This is a genomic window from Pseudomonas sp. GQ91 (assembly GCF_059758795.1).
Map to the genome: position 1 here is coordinate 200,045 of NZ_JCAXED010000004.1, position 16,362 is coordinate 216,406.

At 58.7% G+C, this 16,362-nt stretch carries 15 protein-coding genes; 7 read left to right on the forward strand and 8 right to left on the reverse strand.

The window, feature by feature from the left end:
• Positions 1-12 precede the first annotated feature (12 nt).
• Entirely contained in the window at positions 13-627 is a 615-nt protein-coding gene (locus AC6CIA_RS07785) for an FMN-dependent NADH-azoreductase (protein WP_498311366.1), read from the reverse strand.
• Positions 628-766: 139 nt separating this feature from the next.
• Here AC6CIA_RS07785 and AC6CIA_RS07790 point away from each other — a divergent pair, with 139 nt between their 5' ends.
• Entirely contained in the window at positions 767-1,666 is a 900-nt protein-coding gene (locus AC6CIA_RS07790) for a LysR family transcriptional regulator (RefSeq protein ID WP_498311367.1), read from the forward strand.
• 141 nt (positions 1,667-1,807) lie between these two features.
• Positions 1,808-2,653 carry an AraC family transcriptional regulator gene (locus tag AC6CIA_RS07795; protein WP_498311368.1) on the forward strand — a complete coding sequence of 282 codons (846 nt, stop codon included), beginning with the start codon at positions 1,808-1,810 and terminating at the stop codon, positions 2,651-2,653.
• 48 nt (positions 2,654-2,701) lie between these two features.
• On the opposite strand, the gene AC6CIA_RS07800 is transcribed toward AC6CIA_RS07795, so the two are convergent.
• The 4 genes from AC6CIA_RS07800 to AC6CIA_RS07815 form a co-directional block, all read right to left on the reverse strand.
• Positions 2,702-3,208, reverse strand: a complete 507-nt coding sequence (locus AC6CIA_RS07800) for a YkgB family protein (RefSeq protein ID WP_498311369.1) — start codon at positions 3,206-3,208, stop codon at positions 2,702-2,704.
• A gap of 202 nt (positions 3,209-3,410) precedes the next feature.
• Positions 3,411-4,643: a nucleoside permease gene (locus AC6CIA_RS07805; protein ID WP_498311370.1), complete on the reverse strand. Its 1,233-nt coding sequence runs from the start codon at positions 4,641-4,643 to the stop codon at positions 3,411-3,413.
• Positions 4,644-4,685: 42 nt separating this feature from the next.
• Entirely contained in the window at positions 4,686-5,789 is a 1,104-nt protein-coding gene (locus AC6CIA_RS07810; protein WP_498311371.1) for a sugar phosphate isomerase/epimerase family protein, read from the reverse strand.
• The gene (locus AC6CIA_RS07815; protein WP_498311372.1) at positions 5,786-6,952 is read right to left on the reverse strand and encodes a Gfo/Idh/MocA family protein; all 1,167 of its coding nucleotides are present in this window, start codon (positions 6,950-6,952) and stop codon (positions 5,786-5,788) included. The genes AC6CIA_RS07810 and AC6CIA_RS07815 overlap by 4 nt, the downstream gene beginning before the upstream one ends.
• Positions 6,953-7,134: 182 nt before the next feature.
• On the opposite strand from AC6CIA_RS07815, the gene AC6CIA_RS07820 reads away from it, so the two are divergent.
• Positions 7,135-8,136 carry a LacI family DNA-binding transcriptional regulator gene (locus AC6CIA_RS07820; RefSeq protein ID WP_498311373.1) on the forward strand — a complete coding sequence of 334 codons (1,002 nt, stop codon included), beginning with the start codon at positions 7,135-7,137 and terminating at the stop codon, positions 8,134-8,136.
• A 222-nt stretch (positions 8,137-8,358) separates the two neighbouring features.
• On the opposite strand, the gene glcC is transcribed toward AC6CIA_RS07820, so the two are convergent.
• A complete protein-coding gene (gene glcC / locus AC6CIA_RS07825) occupies positions 8,359-9,126 on the reverse strand; it encodes a transcriptional regulator GlcC (protein ID WP_498311374.1) in 768 nt (255 codons plus the stop codon).
• 231 nt (positions 9,127-9,357) lie between these two features.
• On the opposite strand from glcC, the gene glcD reads away from it, so the two are divergent.
• From glcD to AC6CIA_RS07845, 4 genes are read left to right on the forward strand one after another with little or no spacing between them, the layout of a single operon-like run.
• Complete coding sequence (gene glcD, locus AC6CIA_RS07830) at positions 9,358-10,857, forward strand: glycolate oxidase subunit GlcD (RefSeq protein ID WP_498311375.1); 1,500 nt, start codon at positions 9,358-9,360, stop codon at positions 10,855-10,857.
• Positions 10,857-11,918, forward strand: a complete 1,062-nt coding sequence (gene glcE, locus AC6CIA_RS07835) for a glycolate oxidase subunit GlcE (RefSeq protein WP_498311376.1) — start codon at positions 10,857-10,859, stop codon at positions 11,916-11,918. The genes glcD and glcE overlap by 1 nt, the downstream gene beginning before the upstream one ends.
• A gap of 3 nt (positions 11,919-11,921) precedes the next feature.
• Positions 11,922-13,163 (forward strand): glycolate oxidase subunit GlcF, encoded by a 1,242-nt coding sequence (gene glcF / locus AC6CIA_RS07840; RefSeq protein ID WP_498311377.1) that lies wholly within the window; start codon positions 11,922-11,924, stop codon positions 13,161-13,163.
• Positions 13,160-13,561, forward strand: coding sequence for a heme-binding protein (locus AC6CIA_RS07845; protein ID WP_498311378.1), 402 nt, complete (start codon positions 13,160-13,162; stop codon positions 13,559-13,561). The genes glcF and AC6CIA_RS07845 overlap by 4 nt, the downstream gene beginning before the upstream one ends.
• A 142-nt stretch (positions 13,562-13,703) precedes the next feature.
• On the opposite strand, the gene AC6CIA_RS07850 is transcribed toward AC6CIA_RS07845, so the two are convergent.
• Positions 13,704-15,056, reverse strand: a complete 1,353-nt coding sequence (locus AC6CIA_RS07850; protein WP_498311379.1) for an MFS transporter — start codon at positions 15,054-15,056, stop codon at positions 13,704-13,706.
• A gap of 180 nt (positions 15,057-15,236) precedes the next feature.
• Positions 15,237-16,274 carry a LacI family DNA-binding transcriptional regulator gene (locus tag AC6CIA_RS07855; RefSeq protein WP_498311380.1) on the reverse strand — a complete coding sequence of 346 codons (1,038 nt, stop codon included), beginning with the start codon at positions 16,272-16,274 and terminating at the stop codon, positions 15,237-15,239.
• Positions 16,275-16,362: the final 88 nt, after the last annotated feature.

Consider the following 16,362-nt stretch of genomic DNA (forward strand, 5'->3'; position numbering starts at 1 on the left):
AACCTATGCTGTCTAAGCGAGCAGTTTCTGAATTTGATCATCAAAGGTATCTAGAAATTCGTGCATGCTGACTTCTCCGAGATCTACGGCTTTAGCGCCGCCAGCCGCAATAAAGGTCACGTCGGTGATACCCAGGACGTTCAGGATCAGTTTCAAATACTGGGTCGCAATGTCACGGTCTCTAATCGGTGAGCCGCTGGTGTATACGCCTCCCGAGGCGAGCAGCACGGTGGCCTTTTTATCGGCCACCAGGCCTTTACCGTCAAAGCCCAAGGTCAAGCCTTTACGTACCACGTGATCCACCCAAGCCTTGAGTGCCGCAGGGACGTTATAGTTGTAGACAGGCGTTGAAATAACCAGATGATCGGTTTCCAGCAACTCAGCCACAAGCTCATCGGACAGCCCTAGCATGGCTTTCATTTCAGGCGAATGCTGGGTGTCCGGAGTGAAGTAAGCCTGTAACCAGGGAGCGCTCACGAACGCAAGAGGCGTCTGCGTCAGATCGCGTATTTTGATGGCCCCCCCAGGGTGTGCAGCTTCCCACGCTGCCACAAATCTGCGCGTGAGCTGCCGGGAGATTGAAGCGTCCCCACGTGGGCTGGTTTCAATGGTAAGAAGTCTGGACATGGCAGTAGCTCCTGCGCGGTCACGCCGCGGTGTGTTTTGCGTTGTCGCTTCAGGCGATGTGCGACACACTCTACCCAACGCGACCTTTCTGCAGGAGTGATGTAAATATGATCGAGTCCATCTATATAAGTGATGGGTCGTGATCGGAAATCTCAGTCTGGATCAGTTGCGCATTCTTGTGACCATTGCCGATACCGGCAGTTTCTCGGCCACGGGACGTCACCTGCGGCGCGCCCAATCCGCGATTAGCCAGTCGATCGCCACACTTGAGTCAGTTCAGGGCGTGACGCTGTTCGATCGCAGCGGCCATCGTCCCACGCTGACCGAGGTAGGTCGGGTGCTCGTGGTTCAAGCACGCGCGGTGCTAGAGAGCGCTGCCCAGTTTGAAGCAATGGCGGCAAGCACAGTAGCAGGGGTCGAACCGGAACTCGCCCTCGCTATAGACCCTTTAGTGCCTAGTGCGCCGCTTATCGAGAGCCTCAGCGCGATACGTGAAGCGTTTCCTCACCTGGCGGTGAGTTTCTCTACGGAGGGCCTGGGTGGCGCAGAGCGCCGATTGCGCAACGGTGAGGCGGCATTGGCGCTGTGTACGTTGATTCCGACAGTGCCCGACGATGTCACCGCACTGCCGCTGCTCAGCGTCAGGCTGTGGCCAGTAGTCGCCAGCGAACATCCGTTGGCCAAGTTAGACCGCCGGGTCACGATTGCTGACCTCAAGCCTTACGTGCAACTGGTACTTTCCGATCCGGTTTCTCCCGGCGGCCCAAGCTATGGGGTGACGGGCTGTCACCCGTGGCGGTTTGTAGATTTGGCACGACGCCTGGACTTTTTGCTCGCGGGGTTCGGTTGGTGTCGAATGCCAGAGCATCTTATTGCGGATCATCTGGCTTCAGGACGCCTCGTGCCGCTTGAGTTGACAGCCGAACTTCAGAGCACACCGGACTCACTTCCGATCTACGCAGCGCACATGCAAAATCGCGCTTTAGGGAAAGCCGGCCGATGGCTGCTGAATGATCTGACTCGGCGTCTTTGTATGTGATGAGGCGAAGACAATCAACGGGAGATGCACTGAATAGCGCGCCCATGACCAGCCCTTGGAGCAGCGGCAAATGCGGCCAGATCGAGCCACAAATCGTCGGTGATATGATCTGAGCGTTTATAGTTCGCCAAGAGAGTGCCCATGGATCGCTTGTCCACGTTGTTGTCGCAGTTCGGAGTGCGCGCAAACCTGTTTTACAATGGCAAACTGTGCGGCTTGGCGTCCTACACCGGCACTGAACGGCGTGGTTATATCCATCTGCTGCAGGCGGGTAGCGTCACGTTGTTGGGGCCGGATCGCAAGGACTTGCTGCTGACCCGCCCCAGCCTGATTTTCATGCCACGTCCCAGCCGGCATCAACTCTTCGCTGATGAATCCGAGAGCGCTCAACTGCTGTGTGCGTCGGTGGAGTTCGAGGGCGGGGTAAATAACCCATTGTCGGCTTCGTTACCCGATTGTCTGGTGCTGTCCCTGGATGAGCTGCCAATGTTGGCCGATACGCTGAAATGGATGTTCGACGAGGCGGCAGACGGACATTGTGGCAGGGAGGCCGCGCTGAATTGCTTGTTCGAACTATTGATCATTTTGTTGTTTCGGCACCTGCTCGACCATCAACAGTTGCGTAGCGGAATGATGGCTGGATTGGCCGACGTGCGGCTGGCGCGATCTCTTGTACAGATTCACAATGCACCTCATCGTGCCTGGTCGATCGCGGAACTGGCGAGCGAGTCGAACATGTCGCGTGCAGCCTATGCGGTGCATTTTCGGGCGGTTGTCGGGCAAACACCTGCGGATTATCTGTTGAGTTGGCGTATCAGCCTGGCGCAAAAACGTCTGCGTGAAGGACGCTCGATTACGCTGATCGCCGCCGAAGTCGGTTATGAAAGCCCTTCGGCACTTGCACGCGCATTTCGACGCAAGACGGGTTATAGCCCTCGGGACTGGATGAAAGATCTGTCAGGAGAATGTGACGGGGCAATGGCCTGAAGAGAGCATCGAACTGCTTCAGGCCACTCCAAGAGGACAACCATCGGTTTAACGGCTTTCCAATTCGGTCAAAGAGTGACCGGCCACAAATATCGAAGCGGCAAGCAACCCGATGTCTTTAAGAAGAAACTGACCCGGCGCAACCGAAATGCCTGGAAAACCGAGGCTGGGCTCAATCACACCAGGGGTTGAGAACATAAAGCTCAGGGTTGTGAAGAACAATCCGGCAGACAGCGCACCACCGATCAATGAGAGCTTTGGTGACAGCAAGCGACCTGCGATCAGAACACCGATCGAGACCTCCAGCACGCCGAGCAGGCTGGAGAAGGTATCGACACTGAAAATGCCATAAACCCAACCCAGGAAAGGGCTATTGCTCACCAGCGGAACCAGTCCGACTGCTTCGTAGTGGGTGAACTTCATACCGCCGAACCAGAAGTAAATCACGGTCAGTGCAAAGTAAGCACCGTAGGTGCCTATTGCCATGGTTCGGCCCCCGAGCGTTGAAGGGTTTTCTACGCGGGTTCTAGGGTTCTTGAGACTTAAGGTTTTCATGGTCACGGCTTCCAAGAGTGGGGTGAGGAACGCTAATCAGCAACCTAACGCGGTGTGCGTTGGGAACGGAGACAGTGTTGCCTTTGCTTCCACTCTCGTGGCTTCCGAACGTATTGCGTTCAGTGCAGATCGTCTTGACTCATTGCAGCTCTTCAACGCTGTCAGGAAGGGCTGCAAAGGCCCCCTAGCTGCCGACTGGCGGTCACTTGGCTGATGCCAGTTCCACCGCTCGCTCATCGCGGAAGGCAAACAGGAACACCAGCACCACGCCCAGGGAAAAGCAGGCAGGGAACAACCAGATGCTCTGCCACTGATGACCCGCGGGAGTGGCGTAGTAGTCGGAGACATGGCCCGCGACCCAAAAACCGATCAGCATGCCAAAACCATAGGTGGCCAGGGTAATCAGGCCTTGAGCCGAGCTTCTGAAGCGCTCTGGAGTTTTGGCGTCGGTGTAGATCTGCCCGGACACAAAGAAAAAGTCGTAGCAGATGCCGTGCAAGGCAATACCGGTGAACAGCATGAAGGCCAGGTCCGCGTTATTGCCGTAGGCGAACAGCACGTAGCGCAAGGCCCAGGCCAACATGCCCATCAATAATGCGATCTTGATGCCGAAGCGGTGAATGAACAGAGGCAACAGGAGCATGAACAGAACTTCGGAGACCTGTCCGACGGCCATCTTCGCCGTGGGATTGGTCACGCCGATTTCCGCGAGGAACGGATTGGCATTCTGGTAATAGAACGCCAGCGGAATGCAGATCAGGATCGAGGCAATGAAAAACACCAGGTAACTGCGGTCTTTCAGCAGGCCCAAGGCATCCAGACCGAGCATCTGCTTGAAGCCGCTGCGGCGGGTTTCAGACTTCAACGGTGCGGTGCCCGGCAGGGTGAAGCTGTACAAACCCAGCACCAGGGACGCCAGCGCCGCCATCAGGAAGGTGTTGCGCAGACCACCGGAAGCAATCGCGGCTTTCGAGTCCCAGGCGAAGACAAAACTGATCACCACACCGGCGACGATCCAACCCACTGTGCCCCACACCCGAATACGCGAGAACTCCAGCGCGGGGTCGCGCATCTGCCGAAAGGCCACGGAGTTGACCAACGCCAGGGTCGGCATATAGATCATCATGTAGGCCAGCACGTAGGGATAGAAAGCGCCGAAGTCCGGCGCCTGGTAAAGCTGATAGAGCAACACCGCGCCCACCAGATGCAGCACCGCCAGAATACGTTCGGCGTTGAAGAAACGGTCCGCAATCAACCCGATCACAAACGGGGCGATGATCGCGCCCCAGGACTGGGTCGAGAACGCCATGCCAATCTGGCTACCGCTGGCACCCAACTGGCTGGAAAGGAATGTGCCCAGGGTCACGAACCAGCCACCCCAGATAAAGAACTGCAGAAACATCATGGCGCTCAAGCGCGCAGTCATCCACGTCATAACAGTCACCGTCTTATTGTTATTGAGAAGAACAGGTGAAACTCAAGCGTCAGGCAAGCCCAATAAACGCCTGTTGGAAACCGCATCGCTGGCCACGCTGACGAAATCGTCAAAGGCCTTTTGACTTCGGGTAATCATGTGTTCGCGGATGAACGCCGCGCCTTCGGCGGCGCCTTGCGCGGAGTCTTTCAGGCAGCATTCCCACTCCAGCACGGCCCAGCCGGTGAAGCCATATTGGGTCAGTTTGCTGAAAATCGACTTGAAATCGATCTGGCCGTCACCCAGCGAGCGAAAACGTCCAGGGCGCTCGACCCAGCCCTGGTAACCCCCATAGACACCGGAGCGCGCGTCGGGACGGAACTCCGCGTCCTTGACGTGGAACATGCGGATGCGCGCGTGATAACGATCGATAAAACCCAGGTAGTCCATTTGCTGAAGCAGCAGGTGGCTGGGGTCATAGAGGATTGCCGCGCGCGGATGGTGATCGACGGCATCGAGGAAACGCTCGAATGTGGCGCCGTCGTGCAGGTCCTCACCGGGATGAATTTCGTAGCACAGGTCGACACCGGCCTCGTCAAAGCAGTCGAGGATCGGCAGCCAGCGCTTGGCCAGCTCGGCAAAACCTTGCTCCACCAACCCCGCGGGACGCTGCGGCCAGGGGTACATATAGGGCCACAGCAAGGCCCCGGAAAAGGTCGCGTGCGCCGTCAGCCCCAGACGCTGACTGGCCCGCGCCGCCAGCTTCAATTGCTCGGTCGCCCACTCGGTGCGCGCCTGGGGTTGGCCACGCAGATGAGCCGGCGCGAAGTCATCGAACACCGCATCGAACGCCGGGTGCACGGCCACCAACTGCCCTTGCAGGTGGGTGGACAGCTCGCTGATTTCAACCCCGGCGCTGGCGCACACGGCTTTCAATTCATCGCAATAGCTCTGGCTTTCAGCAGCCCGCTCAAGGTCGATATAGCGCGTGCCAAGGGTCGGCAGTTGAATGGCTTTGTAGCCTTGGGATGCCGCCCACTGGGCAATATTGGCCAAGGTGTCAAAAGGCGCGTCATCAGCGATGAACTGCGCCAGAAATATCCCTGGGCCGCGCAGGCCTTGATGGGCCAGGGCGTTCTGGGTCACGGCAGGCGTCTGCTGTTTCATACGGAGCACTCCAGCGGGGTCCATTTGGCGTGGCTGTTATGACTGGCAATGGCGGTCTCGATAAAGGCCATGCCACGCAGGCCAACCTCAATTCCCGGCACGCCGGGTGCAGCGTTGCCTGTCACCTCACTACGAATGGCCTTGGCAAAATCGCCATACAGATTGGCCATGGCTTCCAGGTAGCCTTCAGGATGGCCGGCGGGCAAGCGCATACGCTGGGTCGCGGCCTCGCACAACCACGGCTGCCCGATGCCGGAGCGCAAGACGCGCAGCGGTTGATCCAATGCGCGATGAATCAGGCTGGCGGGTTGTTCCTGGCGCCATTCAAGGCCGCCCTTGTCGCCGTAGACACGAATGCTCAGCGGGTTCTCTTCCCCCGCGCAGACCTGGCTGGCGATCAGCACGCCACTGGCGCCCTGCTCCATCTTGAACAACATAGCGGCGTCGTCATCCAGTTGACGGCCCTCGATGTGCACACCCAGGGCGGCACACAGGTGGGTGACTGCTTGATCGGCAACAAACTCCGCCAGGGAAAAGGCATGGGTGCCGATATCGCCGATGCAACCACCCAACCCAGACAACGCCGGCTGCCCCCGCCACTCGGCCTGCTTGTTGCCTTGCCCGGACAGATCCTCGCTGAGCCAGCCCTGGGGATACTCCACCAGCACCTTGCGCACGGCACCGATCACGCCGCTGCGCACCATTTCACGCGCTTGCCAGACCATGGGGTAGCCGAGGTAGGTATGGGCCAGGCCATACAGACCGGCGCTGGCGTCCAACACGTTCTTCAGGGCCCGCAGTTCAGCCAGATTCAGCGCAGCGGGCTTTTCGCTGAAAACATGGAAGCCTGCGGCCAACGCCTCGCTGGCCACTGGCGCATGCAGATGATTGGGGGTGACGATCACCAGCAACTCCATGCGCTGCTCAGCCGGTAGCGCACGCTCGGCCTCAAGCAACAATTGCCAAGTGCTGTAGCAGCGCGATTGCGGCAGGCCCAGGTGGCTACCCGTACGCAGGTTGTTCTGCGCGTCTCGACTGAACGCACCGCAGACCAGTTCAAAGCGTCCATCAAGCCCCGCGGCCTGACGATGAGCCTGGGCAATAAAAGCACCTTCGCCCCCACCGACGAAGCCCATTCTTATTTTAGGTATCACTGTGCTCATTACTGATCTTCTCTGTTCGGGCCGGTTGCTGTATGAAGCAGAAATGTAACCGGTTACATTTCAACAGAAATTTATGCGCTGCCGCGCCCGCTGTCAAATCGATAATCCGTACTCGCGAGGATTTCGGCGCAGACGGACCTGCTGTAAGCTCGCCCCACGTACAGTTTGAAGATGAGGTGATTTTGTCCAATATTCGTGAAGTCGCCCGCCTCGCCGGCGTCTCGGTGGCCACCGTCTCGCGTACCCTGAAATCACCCGACTGCGTGCGCCAGGCCACTCGGGACAAGGTCAATGCCGCGGTCGAACAAGCGGGTTATCGCCCCAACCTGATGGCCGTGCAGTTCCGCTCACGGCGAACCGCCAACCTGGTTATCCTCGTCCCGAAAATTGCCAACACGTTTTTTGCGCGCGTGATCAGCGGCGCCCAACTGGCCGCCCAAGCCGCCGGGTACCGACTGTTGCTGTGCGATACCCAGGGGCGCGAAGACATCGAGCGTGAGTTTGCCAACCTGGTCTACGCCCACCAGGCCGATGGCGTGATTCAGTTGCGCGCCTACGATCCTTTCCCAGCTGACCGCGTTGATCCCCCGCCGATGGTCAATGCCTGCGAAGTGACCAGGGGCGGACGCCACCCCACCATCAGTCTCGACAACCACGCGGCGGCCAAGGCCATGACCGAGCATCTGATCAGTCTGGGCCATCGCCGGATCGGCCTGATCAAGGGCCCTCAAAGCAGCCCTCTGACGCAAGATCGGGTCGCCGGCTACCAGGCTGCATTGGATCAGTCAGGCATCCCCAGCGACCCGGCGATTATTTGCCACGGTGACTTCAGCTTGCGCGCCGGCTATGACGGCGCCGCGACCCTGCTGGCGATGCCCGAGCGCCCTACAGCGCTGTTTTGTGAGAACGATGAGATGGCCATTGGCGCGCTCAAGCGCATCAAGGAAGCGGGCCTGCGCGTGCCCGAGGATATTTCGTTGGTGGGGTTCGATGACATTCCACTGGCGCAGTATTGCGATCCACCGCTCACTACCATCGCCCAGCCTTGCGAAACATTTGGGCGAAAATCGGTAGAAATGCTGATCGACCTGATCGAGAAAAAATCGGCCGTCCAGCAGACTGTGATACTGCCTTTCAAGCTAACGATACGCGAGAGCACTGCCCCACCAAGCGGGTCAAACTGACCACGTCCCTGATTGCCAAACAGTTGCATACGTCTTGCAAGCAGCCGCTGCGAGACGAGTGGCTAAGTCAGATGCTCCCCACTCAAGCGGCTAATCAAAATAGGGTTCCAATACACTCTCAATGTCGGAAATACGTTTACTGACCGCCGATGGCGCGTGCAAGGGTGCCTTCCTCGCAAACCAGAATGAACACGTGCAAGGACAAAGGATCCAGGTGCTGCATTACGCCCATCCCTCAAGTCTCAACGTGGCCCGAACCAAACGTTGTTCTTCGCCTTCAATTTCCTTGAGGTTTTCGCAGATGCTCTGGATATGTGCAATGGCCGCCTTGCGTGCCTGCTCCGGCAGGCGTCCGGTCACGGCGTTGTACAGACGCGCATGGTGGCGGTCAATCTGACGCTTTTGCGGTTCGCGGTGATAGAGGTTGTTGACCGAAGCAAATACCGTGCTGAGTAGCAAATCCGTCAGCGAACGCAAGGTTTGCACCAGCACAGGATTGTGCGAAGCCTCGCAGATTGCGAGATGGAAGGCATGATCGAGCCGAGCGTGTTCGGATGCTTCCAACGATCGCGAGTGTGCATCGACCAAGGCTTCGTAGCTGCGGGTGATAAGGACAAAATCAGCGTCCGTGCCGCGCAGGGCCGCCAGACGAGCAGACTCTCCTTCCAGCAAGCTACGGACCTCGAACAAATCATAAAGTGTTCGAGGCTGTGAACTGAACAAGTGCATCAATGGTGATGCCGCCCTATGCCCCGAAAGACTGGCGACAAATGACCCTTTACCCTGCTCCGTCTCGATAATCCCGCGAGCGCGTAGCAGCTTTAGCCCCTCGCGAAGCGCCGTGCGGGAAACGCCAAGCTTTTCCGTAAGACGACGCTCCGATGGCAACAGCTGTCCAGTCTTGAGCACACCGTCCACGATCAGACGTTCAATACGCTCACAGACCACATCGGCCACTTGCAGATTACGGGCGATACCTTCGCTGTCCATAAAACTCCCAACTGGTATGACCAGTAACGCAAGTCCGACCACATGCAATTAGTCTTAATTACATACCTTTGTTTATTAACATTTTTTTATGAAACAACACAAAACAACCCTAAAAAAACTGGTTCGACCACGCAAACAATACATAGACAGTAGATCGCCTCAGTCCAATGATGCAAGTCAGCTACATACGCAAACAGACCTCTTATAAAAACAAGCGAGTGTCGTGCAACGATGAACATTCTCTACGACGAACGCGTTGACGGAGTCCTGCCTGACGTCGACAAAAATGCGCTGCTGCAGGCCCTGAACACGCGATGGCCGGATCTGGAAGTCCTACATCAGCAGGAAGCACTCAAGCCGTACGAATGCGACGGACTCTCTGCGTATCGCACGACCCCCATGCTGGTGGTATTGCCGCGAACCATTGACCAGGTTCAGGGCGTGCTTCGCGTCTGTCATGAAAGGCAAGTGTCGGTAGTCGCTCGCGGCGCCGGGACTGGATTGTCCGGCGGCGCATTGCCGTTGGAAAAAGGCGTGCTGCTGGTGATGGCGCGCTTCAACAACATCCTGCATATCGACGCCGCCGCCCGCACCGCGCGCGTCCAACCAGGTGTTCGTAACCTGGCGATTTCCCAGGCTGCCGCGCCGTTTGGCCTGTACTACGCGCCGGACCCTTCCTCGCAGATCGCCTGCTCCATCGGCGGCAACGTGGCGGAAAACGCCGGGGGCGTGCATTGCCTGAAGTACGGTCTGACCGTGCACAACCTGCTCAAGGTCGACATCCTGACCGTCGACGGTGAACACCTGACATTAGGCTCAGAAGCCCTTGACTCACCGGGTTTCGATCTACTCGCGCTGTTCACCGGTTCCGAAGGCATGCTTGGGGTGATCATCGAAGTCACGGTCAAACTGCTGCCCAAACCGCAAACCGCCAAGGTGCTGCTCGCGGCGTTCGATTCTGTGGAGAAGGCCGGTCGTGCCGTCGGTGACATTATTGCCGCCGGGATCATCCCGGGTGGCCTGGAAATGATGGATAACCTGGCCATTCGCGCCGCCGAAGGCTTCATCCACGCGGGGTACCCGGTCGACGCCGAAGCCATTCTGCTGTGCGAGCTCGATGGTGTAGAGGCGGATGTTCATGATGACTGCGACCGCGTGCGCCAGGTGCTGGAACAGGCCGGTGCCACCGAAGTGCGCCTGGCCCGCGATGAAGCCGAACGTGTGCGCTTTTGGGCCGGACGCAAGAATGCCTTTCCGGCCGTGGGGCGTCTCTCGCCGGATTATTACTGTATGGACGGGACGATCCCGCGCCGCGAGCTACCTGGCGTGCTGCACGCCATTACCGAACTGTCGGCTGAGTACAACCTGCGAGTGGCCAACGTGTTCCACGCCGGTGACGGCAACATGCACCCGCTGATTCTGTTCGATGCCAACCAACCGGGAGAGCTCGATCGCGCTGAGGCCCTGGGCGGCAAGATCCTCGAATTGTGCGTGAAGGTCGGCGGCAGCATTACCGGTGAACACGGTGTGGGCCGCGAGAAAATCAATCAGATGTGCGCGCAGTTCAATAGCGATGAGTTGACCGTGTTCCATGCCGTCAAAGCTGCCTTCGATCCGAGTGGCCTGCTAAATCCCGGCAAGAACATTCCGACGCTGCACCGCTGCGCCGAGTTTGGCGCCATGCACGTTCATATGGGGCAAATGCCCTTCCCTGAACTGGAGCGTTTCTGATGAGCGAACACGATTTCGACAACAGCGCCTCGCTGCTGGAGCAGGTCAACCGGGCACTCCAGAATGTCACGCCACTGCGCATCCAAGGCTCCAACAGCAAAGCATTTCTTGGACGCAGCGTGGCGGGAGAAGTGCTCGACACACGCAGCCACCGAGGCATCGTCAGCTACGACCCGACTGAACTGGTGATCACTGCCCGCTGCGGCACCCCGTTGGCAGAACTGGCTGAAGTGTTGGACGCGGCGCAGCAGATGTTGCCGTGCGAACCACCGTCCTTCGGTGACGATGCGACGGTGGGCGGCATGATCGCAAGTGGGCTGTCGGGACCTCGGCGTCCCTGGTCCGGATCCGTCAGGGACTTCGTCCTTGGAACACGGGTCATTACCGGGCATGGCAAGCATTTGCGTTTCGGTGGTGAGGTCATGAAAAACGTCGCCGGCTACGATGTGTCGCGCTTGATGGCTGGCAGCCATGGCTCGCTTGGCGTGGTGACGGAAGTCTCACTCAAGGTCCTGCCCAAACCGCGTCAATGCTTGAGTATCAGCCTGGATATCGACAGCGATCGTGCCTTGCTGCGCCTGGCGGAATGGGGCCAGCAGCCGCTGCCGATCAGCGCCGCGTGTCACGACGGACGACTCCTGCACCTGCGGCTTGAGGGTGGCGAAGGCTCGGTAGCAGCCGCCCATGACCGTTTGGGCGGCGAGTTACTGGACGCCTCGTATTGGGATGATCTTAACGAACATCGATTGGGTTTTTTTGATGAAGACCAGCCGCTCTGGCGCCTGGCGCTGCCGAACAACACACCGACGCTGTCGCTGCCAGGCCGTCAGCTTATAGATTGGGGCGGCGCCCAGCGCTGGCTCAAATCTGACGCAGAGGCAACGTCTATTCGCTCGATTGTGGAAGCAGTTGGCGGGCACGTGACCTGCTACCACCATGGCCTGATCGACAGCCCGTTCCAACCGTTGCCCAGCGCATTGATGCGCTACCACCGGAATCTGAAGCAACAACTCGATCCCAAGGGCATCTTCAATCCTGGGCGCCTGTACGCGGAGCTTTGACCCATGCAGACCACCTTAAGCGAACACGCTCGTCAACTGCCTCGCGCCGAAGAAGCTGAACGTATTTTGCGCACCTGTGTGCACTGTGGTTTCTGCAATGCCACCTGCCCGACCTATCAATTGCTGGGCGATGAACTGGATGGACCGCGAGGTCGCATTTACCTGATCAAGCAGGTGCTGGAGGGCAACGAAGTCACGCAAAAGACTCAACAACATCTGGATCGTTGCCTGTCGTGTCGTAACTGCGAAACCACCTGTCCTTCGGGTGTCGACTACCACAACCTACTGGACATCGGTCGGGCAGTGGTCGATGCGGCGGTGCCACGCCCGCTCGGTCAACGAATATTGCGCGATGGATTACGCAGCGTCATCCCCAATCCGGGACTGTTCAAAGGGCTAGTTGGCAGCGGCCAGGTTTTTCGCGCCTTGCTGCCCAACACCCTGCAAGCCAAATTGCCGCGCAACGTGCAACCGGCCAAGGCGCGACCGGCCACCCGCCATATCAGGCAAGTGCTGATGCTTGAAGGTTGCGTGCAGCCGAGTTTGTCGCCAAATACCAACGCGGCGGCGGCGCGTGTACTGGATCGCCTGGGGATCAGCGTCACTGCTGCTCGCGAAGCCGGTTGCTGCGGCGCCGTGGACTATCACCTTGACGCCCAGGCCGTCGGCCTGGATCGCGCCCGCCGCAACATCGATCAGTGGTGGCCGAGCATTCAACAAGGTGCCGAAGCGATTGTGCAGACCGCCAGCGGTTGTGGTGCGTTTATCAAAGAGTACGGTCACCTGCTCAGCAGTGATCCGGCCTATGCGGAAAAAGCCAAAAAGGTCAGTGATCTGGCTAAGGATCTGGTCGAAGTGCTGCGCGATGAGCCGTTGGAAAAACTCGGCGTACACAGCAACCAGCGCCTGGCCTTCCATTGCCCCTGCACCTTGCAGCACGCGCAAAAACTCGGCGGCGCGGTTGAAGCGATCCTGACAAGTCTGGGCTTCAACCTCACGCCTGTTGCCGACAGCCACCTGTGCTGCGGCTCAGCGGGCACCTATTCGCTGACCCAACCCGAACTGTCCCGGCAATTGCGCGACAACAAGCTCAAAGCGCTGGAGAGCGGACACCCCGACGTTATTGTCACCGCCAATATCGGCTGTCAGTCCCACCTCGACGGTGCGGGCCGAACCCCTGTCCGGCACTGGATCGAACTGGTCGAAGCCGCGTTACCTGAACCGAACGCTGGAGAATCCCCATGAAAAGCAAAGCAGTACTGAGCCAGACCGAAGTCAGCGAAATCCTCGCCGCCGCACGCACCGAAGCACTGAACAATCAATGGGCCGTGACCATCGTGATCGTCGATGACGGTGGTCATCCCTTGGCTCTTGAACGCCTCGACGGCTGCGCCCCGATTGGCGCCTACATCGCCACCGAAAAGGCCCGCACTTCAGCCTTAGGCCAACGTGAGTCGAAAGGGTATGAGGACATGGTCAATGGCGGTCGCCACGCGTTTTTGTCGGCGCCCTTGCTGACCTCCCTTGAGGGTGGCGTGCCGATCATCGCTGACCATCAGGTGATCGGTGCGATCGGCGTATCTGGGGTCAAGGCCGAGCAAGATGCCCAAGTGGCGAAGGCCGGCGCGCAATGCCTGAAGTGAACAGAACGCGACGCTGTCAACGCTCGATAAACCCTGTGTAATGGAGATAAAAAGTGACCGAGAAGGAATCAAAACGTCTCTCGCTGCACTCTTGCGCCATCGACCCTGTTCATCGAACAGGGTCGACCCCATCGGCAGTCAATCAGCCCTTGCTGTCTTTGGAAAGCATCGATTTAGGAATCAACAGGATCAGCACGCAGCTGACGAGCAGGCAACCACCCAGGACATAGGTGCCGTTGTTCATATCGCCTGTCAGCGTTTCCGCCATGGCCGTAATCATGGAACCGGTGAACCCGGAAAGGTTGCCGATCGCGTTGATCATGCCGATGCCCGCCGCGGCCGCCACACCGGATAAAACCGTGCCCGGCAAGGTCCAGAAAATCGGCATCAGGCTCAACAATCCCGAGGCTGAGATGCTCAGGAAGAAAATCGACACCGGCAGGTTATGCGCAAAGATGGCGCTGAAAATCAGCCCCACGCCGCCGATGAACGCTGGAATGGCCGCATGCAGTCGACGCTCGCCGGTTTTGTTGGAGTGCCAGGCATTGAGGGTCATGGCCACGATGGCGGTGGAGTACGGGATTGCCGTCAGCAAACCAATGTGCAGGGTATTGGAAACCCCCGTGGCCTTGATGATCGTCGGCATCCAAAATGCCAGCCCGTAAAAACCGGTGTTGAATGTGAGCAGGATCAGCACCAGCAACCACACTCGACCATTGAAGATCACATCGCGAAGGCTCGACGCCTTGGTGGTGTTTTCTCGATCGAGGTTGTTTTTGAGCATGTTCTTTTCGGCGGTGGTCAGCCACTTGGCGTTGTCGATTTTATCCACCAGCAACGTCACCACAATAACGGCCATGATCAACGACGGAATGCCTTCGATGATCAGCATCCACTGCCAGCCGGCCATATCGTGGACACCCTGCATCGCCTCCATCAGCCAGCCTGACAAAATCCCGCCCAGGGTCAGGCTGATCGGCATGGCCATCAGAAAGCCCGCCATGACCCGGCTCTGCCGGTGCGTCGGAAACCAGTAATTGAGGTAGAGAATCACCCCCGGGAAGAAACCGGCTTCGCAGATCCCCAACAGGAAGCGCAGCACGTAGAACATGGTTTCCGATTCGATGTGAAAGAACTTGGCCAGCGGTACGGTGAACGCCACCGCCATGGAGACAATGCTCCAGCTGATCATGATGCGGGCGATCCAGAGGCGCGCGCCAAAACGATGCAGCAATAGATTGCTGGGAACTTCGAAGAGGAAATAACCCCAGAAGAAAATGCTCGCACCCAGCGCGTAGACGGTGTTGCTGAATTGCAGATCGTTAAGCATGTCCAGCTTGGCAAAGCCGATATTCACCCTGTCCAGGTACGCCGCCATGTAGCAAAACAGCAGGATGGGCAGAATACGCAGGATGACTTTGCGGTAGGTGCGGTCCTCGGAGGTAAGCGCCGCCGAGCCCTCTCCTTCGAGAGGGCGCTGAGATACTGATTCCATGTGTAGACCTCAAGGCATGTCGTCATGCCGATTGTTTTTGTTTTGGCTTGCGACCTTGAGTGCCCTGGGCTGACCTGAGCCAATCGACAGGGAAAGGAATCTGCAAGTGAGTCTGTTACCGGTAACATTTTTAGTTTAGCCATTAATTTCGGAGCAAAGCAAGCGGGCCCGTTTAAAAATTCAGGTACTTTCGCGCGCTATGATTTTGAATTCGACGACATCGGACGCCCGTGGCCGTGGCCGCCCAAGGCGCTGTGCCGCGGCGCTGGCCACCAGCAATTCACCGGCGCGCCGGCCGATTCGATAGGGATCGACCGAGACGGTGGTGATGGTCGGCGTGCAGTAGCGTGAGACTTCGAAATCACCGAACCCGGCGATCGCAATGTCCTCGGGCACGCGGCGCCCCTGTCGATGGCACTCCATGATGGCGCCGAACGCCGACAGGTCACTGACGCACATTACCGCTTCGGTGTCCGGCCACTTTTCCAGCAGCCGTTTAACGGACTCTCCGCCGTGGCTCATGGTGATAGGCGACTCGCCATACTCCATCACTCGGGGCTCCCCTGCTCCCGACGCCGCGACGGCCTGAAGGTAGCCTCGCTGACGTTGCTGCCCACGGTGGTCGAGTACCGACGCCCCGCCGATGTAGCCTATGCGTCGATAGCCTTGCCGGTACAGGTGTTCATACAGCGCGGCGGCGGCGGCGGCGTTACTGAACCCGACCGATTGCTCGATGGGATCGTCTGGAATGTCCCATGTCTCGACCACCGGCACCTGCGCCTGGCGCAGCAGCCTGCGGGTTTCGTCCAGGTGCGCGCTGCCCGTCAGCATCACGCCCACCGGTCGATGGCGCAGCAGTGTACGCACCAGCAATGCCTCCTGCTCCAGGTGGTAATCCGTGTCCCCCAGCAGCAGGCACAGGCCGTGTTCGCTGACGGCATCATTCAGGCCGCGCACGGTGTCGGCAAAGTTCGAGCTGGCGAGTGAGGGCACCAGCGCCACGATAAATTCCGAACGCCCGGTGGCCAGGGTTCCCGCAGACGCATCAGGCAGATAGCCGAGCTTTTCAATCGCAGCGTGGACCAGCTTTTGCGTGCGCTCCGACGCGTCGCGACCGGCCAGGACCCGGGAAACCGTCATCTTCGAAACACCGGCCAGCTTGGCAACGTCGGCCATGCGCGGCGGCGGAGTGGTTTTGCCTGAATCCTCGTAACTCATGAACGTCGTGTTTTCCTGAAAATGACCGGCGGACCCTGGAGATCAGCGCGCCCAACGCGAATGGAGGCTGATTATACATGGGTGGCGA

Coding starts and splice junctions, on each gene's coding strand:
- AC6CIA_RS07785 (WP_498311366.1), bottom strand. CDS start 627: ATGTCCAGACTTCTTACCATTGAAACCAGCCCACGTGGGGACGCTTCA.
- AC6CIA_RS07795 (WP_498311368.1), top strand. CDS start 1,808: ATGGATCGCTTGTCCACGTTGTTGTCGCAGTTCGGAGTGCGCGCAAAC.
- AC6CIA_RS07800 (WP_498311369.1), bottom strand. CDS start 3,208: ATGAAAACCTTAAGTCTCAAGAACCCTAGAACCCGCGTAGAAAACCCT.
- AC6CIA_RS07805 (WP_498311370.1), bottom strand. CDS start 4,643: ATGACGTGGATGACTGCGCGCTTGAGCGCCATGATGTTTCTGCAGTTC.
- AC6CIA_RS07810 (WP_498311371.1), bottom strand. CDS start 5,789: ATGAAACAGCAGACGCCTGCCGTGACCCAGAACGCCCTGGCCCATCAA.
- AC6CIA_RS07815 (WP_498311372.1), bottom strand. CDS start 6,952: ATGAGCACAGTGATACCTAAAATAAGAATGGGCTTCGTCGGTGGGGGC.
- glcC (WP_498311374.1), bottom strand. CDS start 9,126: ATGGACAGCGAAGGTATCGCCCGTAATCTGCAAGTGGCCGATGTGGTC.
- glcD (WP_498311375.1), top strand. CDS start 9,358: ATGAACATTCTCTACGACGAACGCGTTGACGGAGTCCTGCCTGACGTC.
- glcE (WP_498311376.1), top strand. CDS start 10,857: ATGAGCGAACACGATTTCGACAACAGCGCCTCGCTGCTGGAGCAGGTC.
- glcF (WP_498311377.1), top strand. CDS start 11,922: ATGCAGACCACCTTAAGCGAACACGCTCGTCAACTGCCTCGCGCCGAA.
- AC6CIA_RS07845 (WP_498311378.1), top strand. CDS start 13,160: ATGAAAAGCAAAGCAGTACTGAGCCAGACCGAAGTCAGCGAAATCCTC.
- AC6CIA_RS07850 (WP_498311379.1), bottom strand. CDS start 15,056: ATGGAATCAGTATCTCAGCGCCCTCTCGAAGGAGAGGGCTCGGCGGCG.
- AC6CIA_RS07855 (WP_498311380.1), bottom strand. CDS start 16,274: ATGAGTTACGAGGATTCAGGCAAAACCACTCCGCCGCCGCGCATGGCC.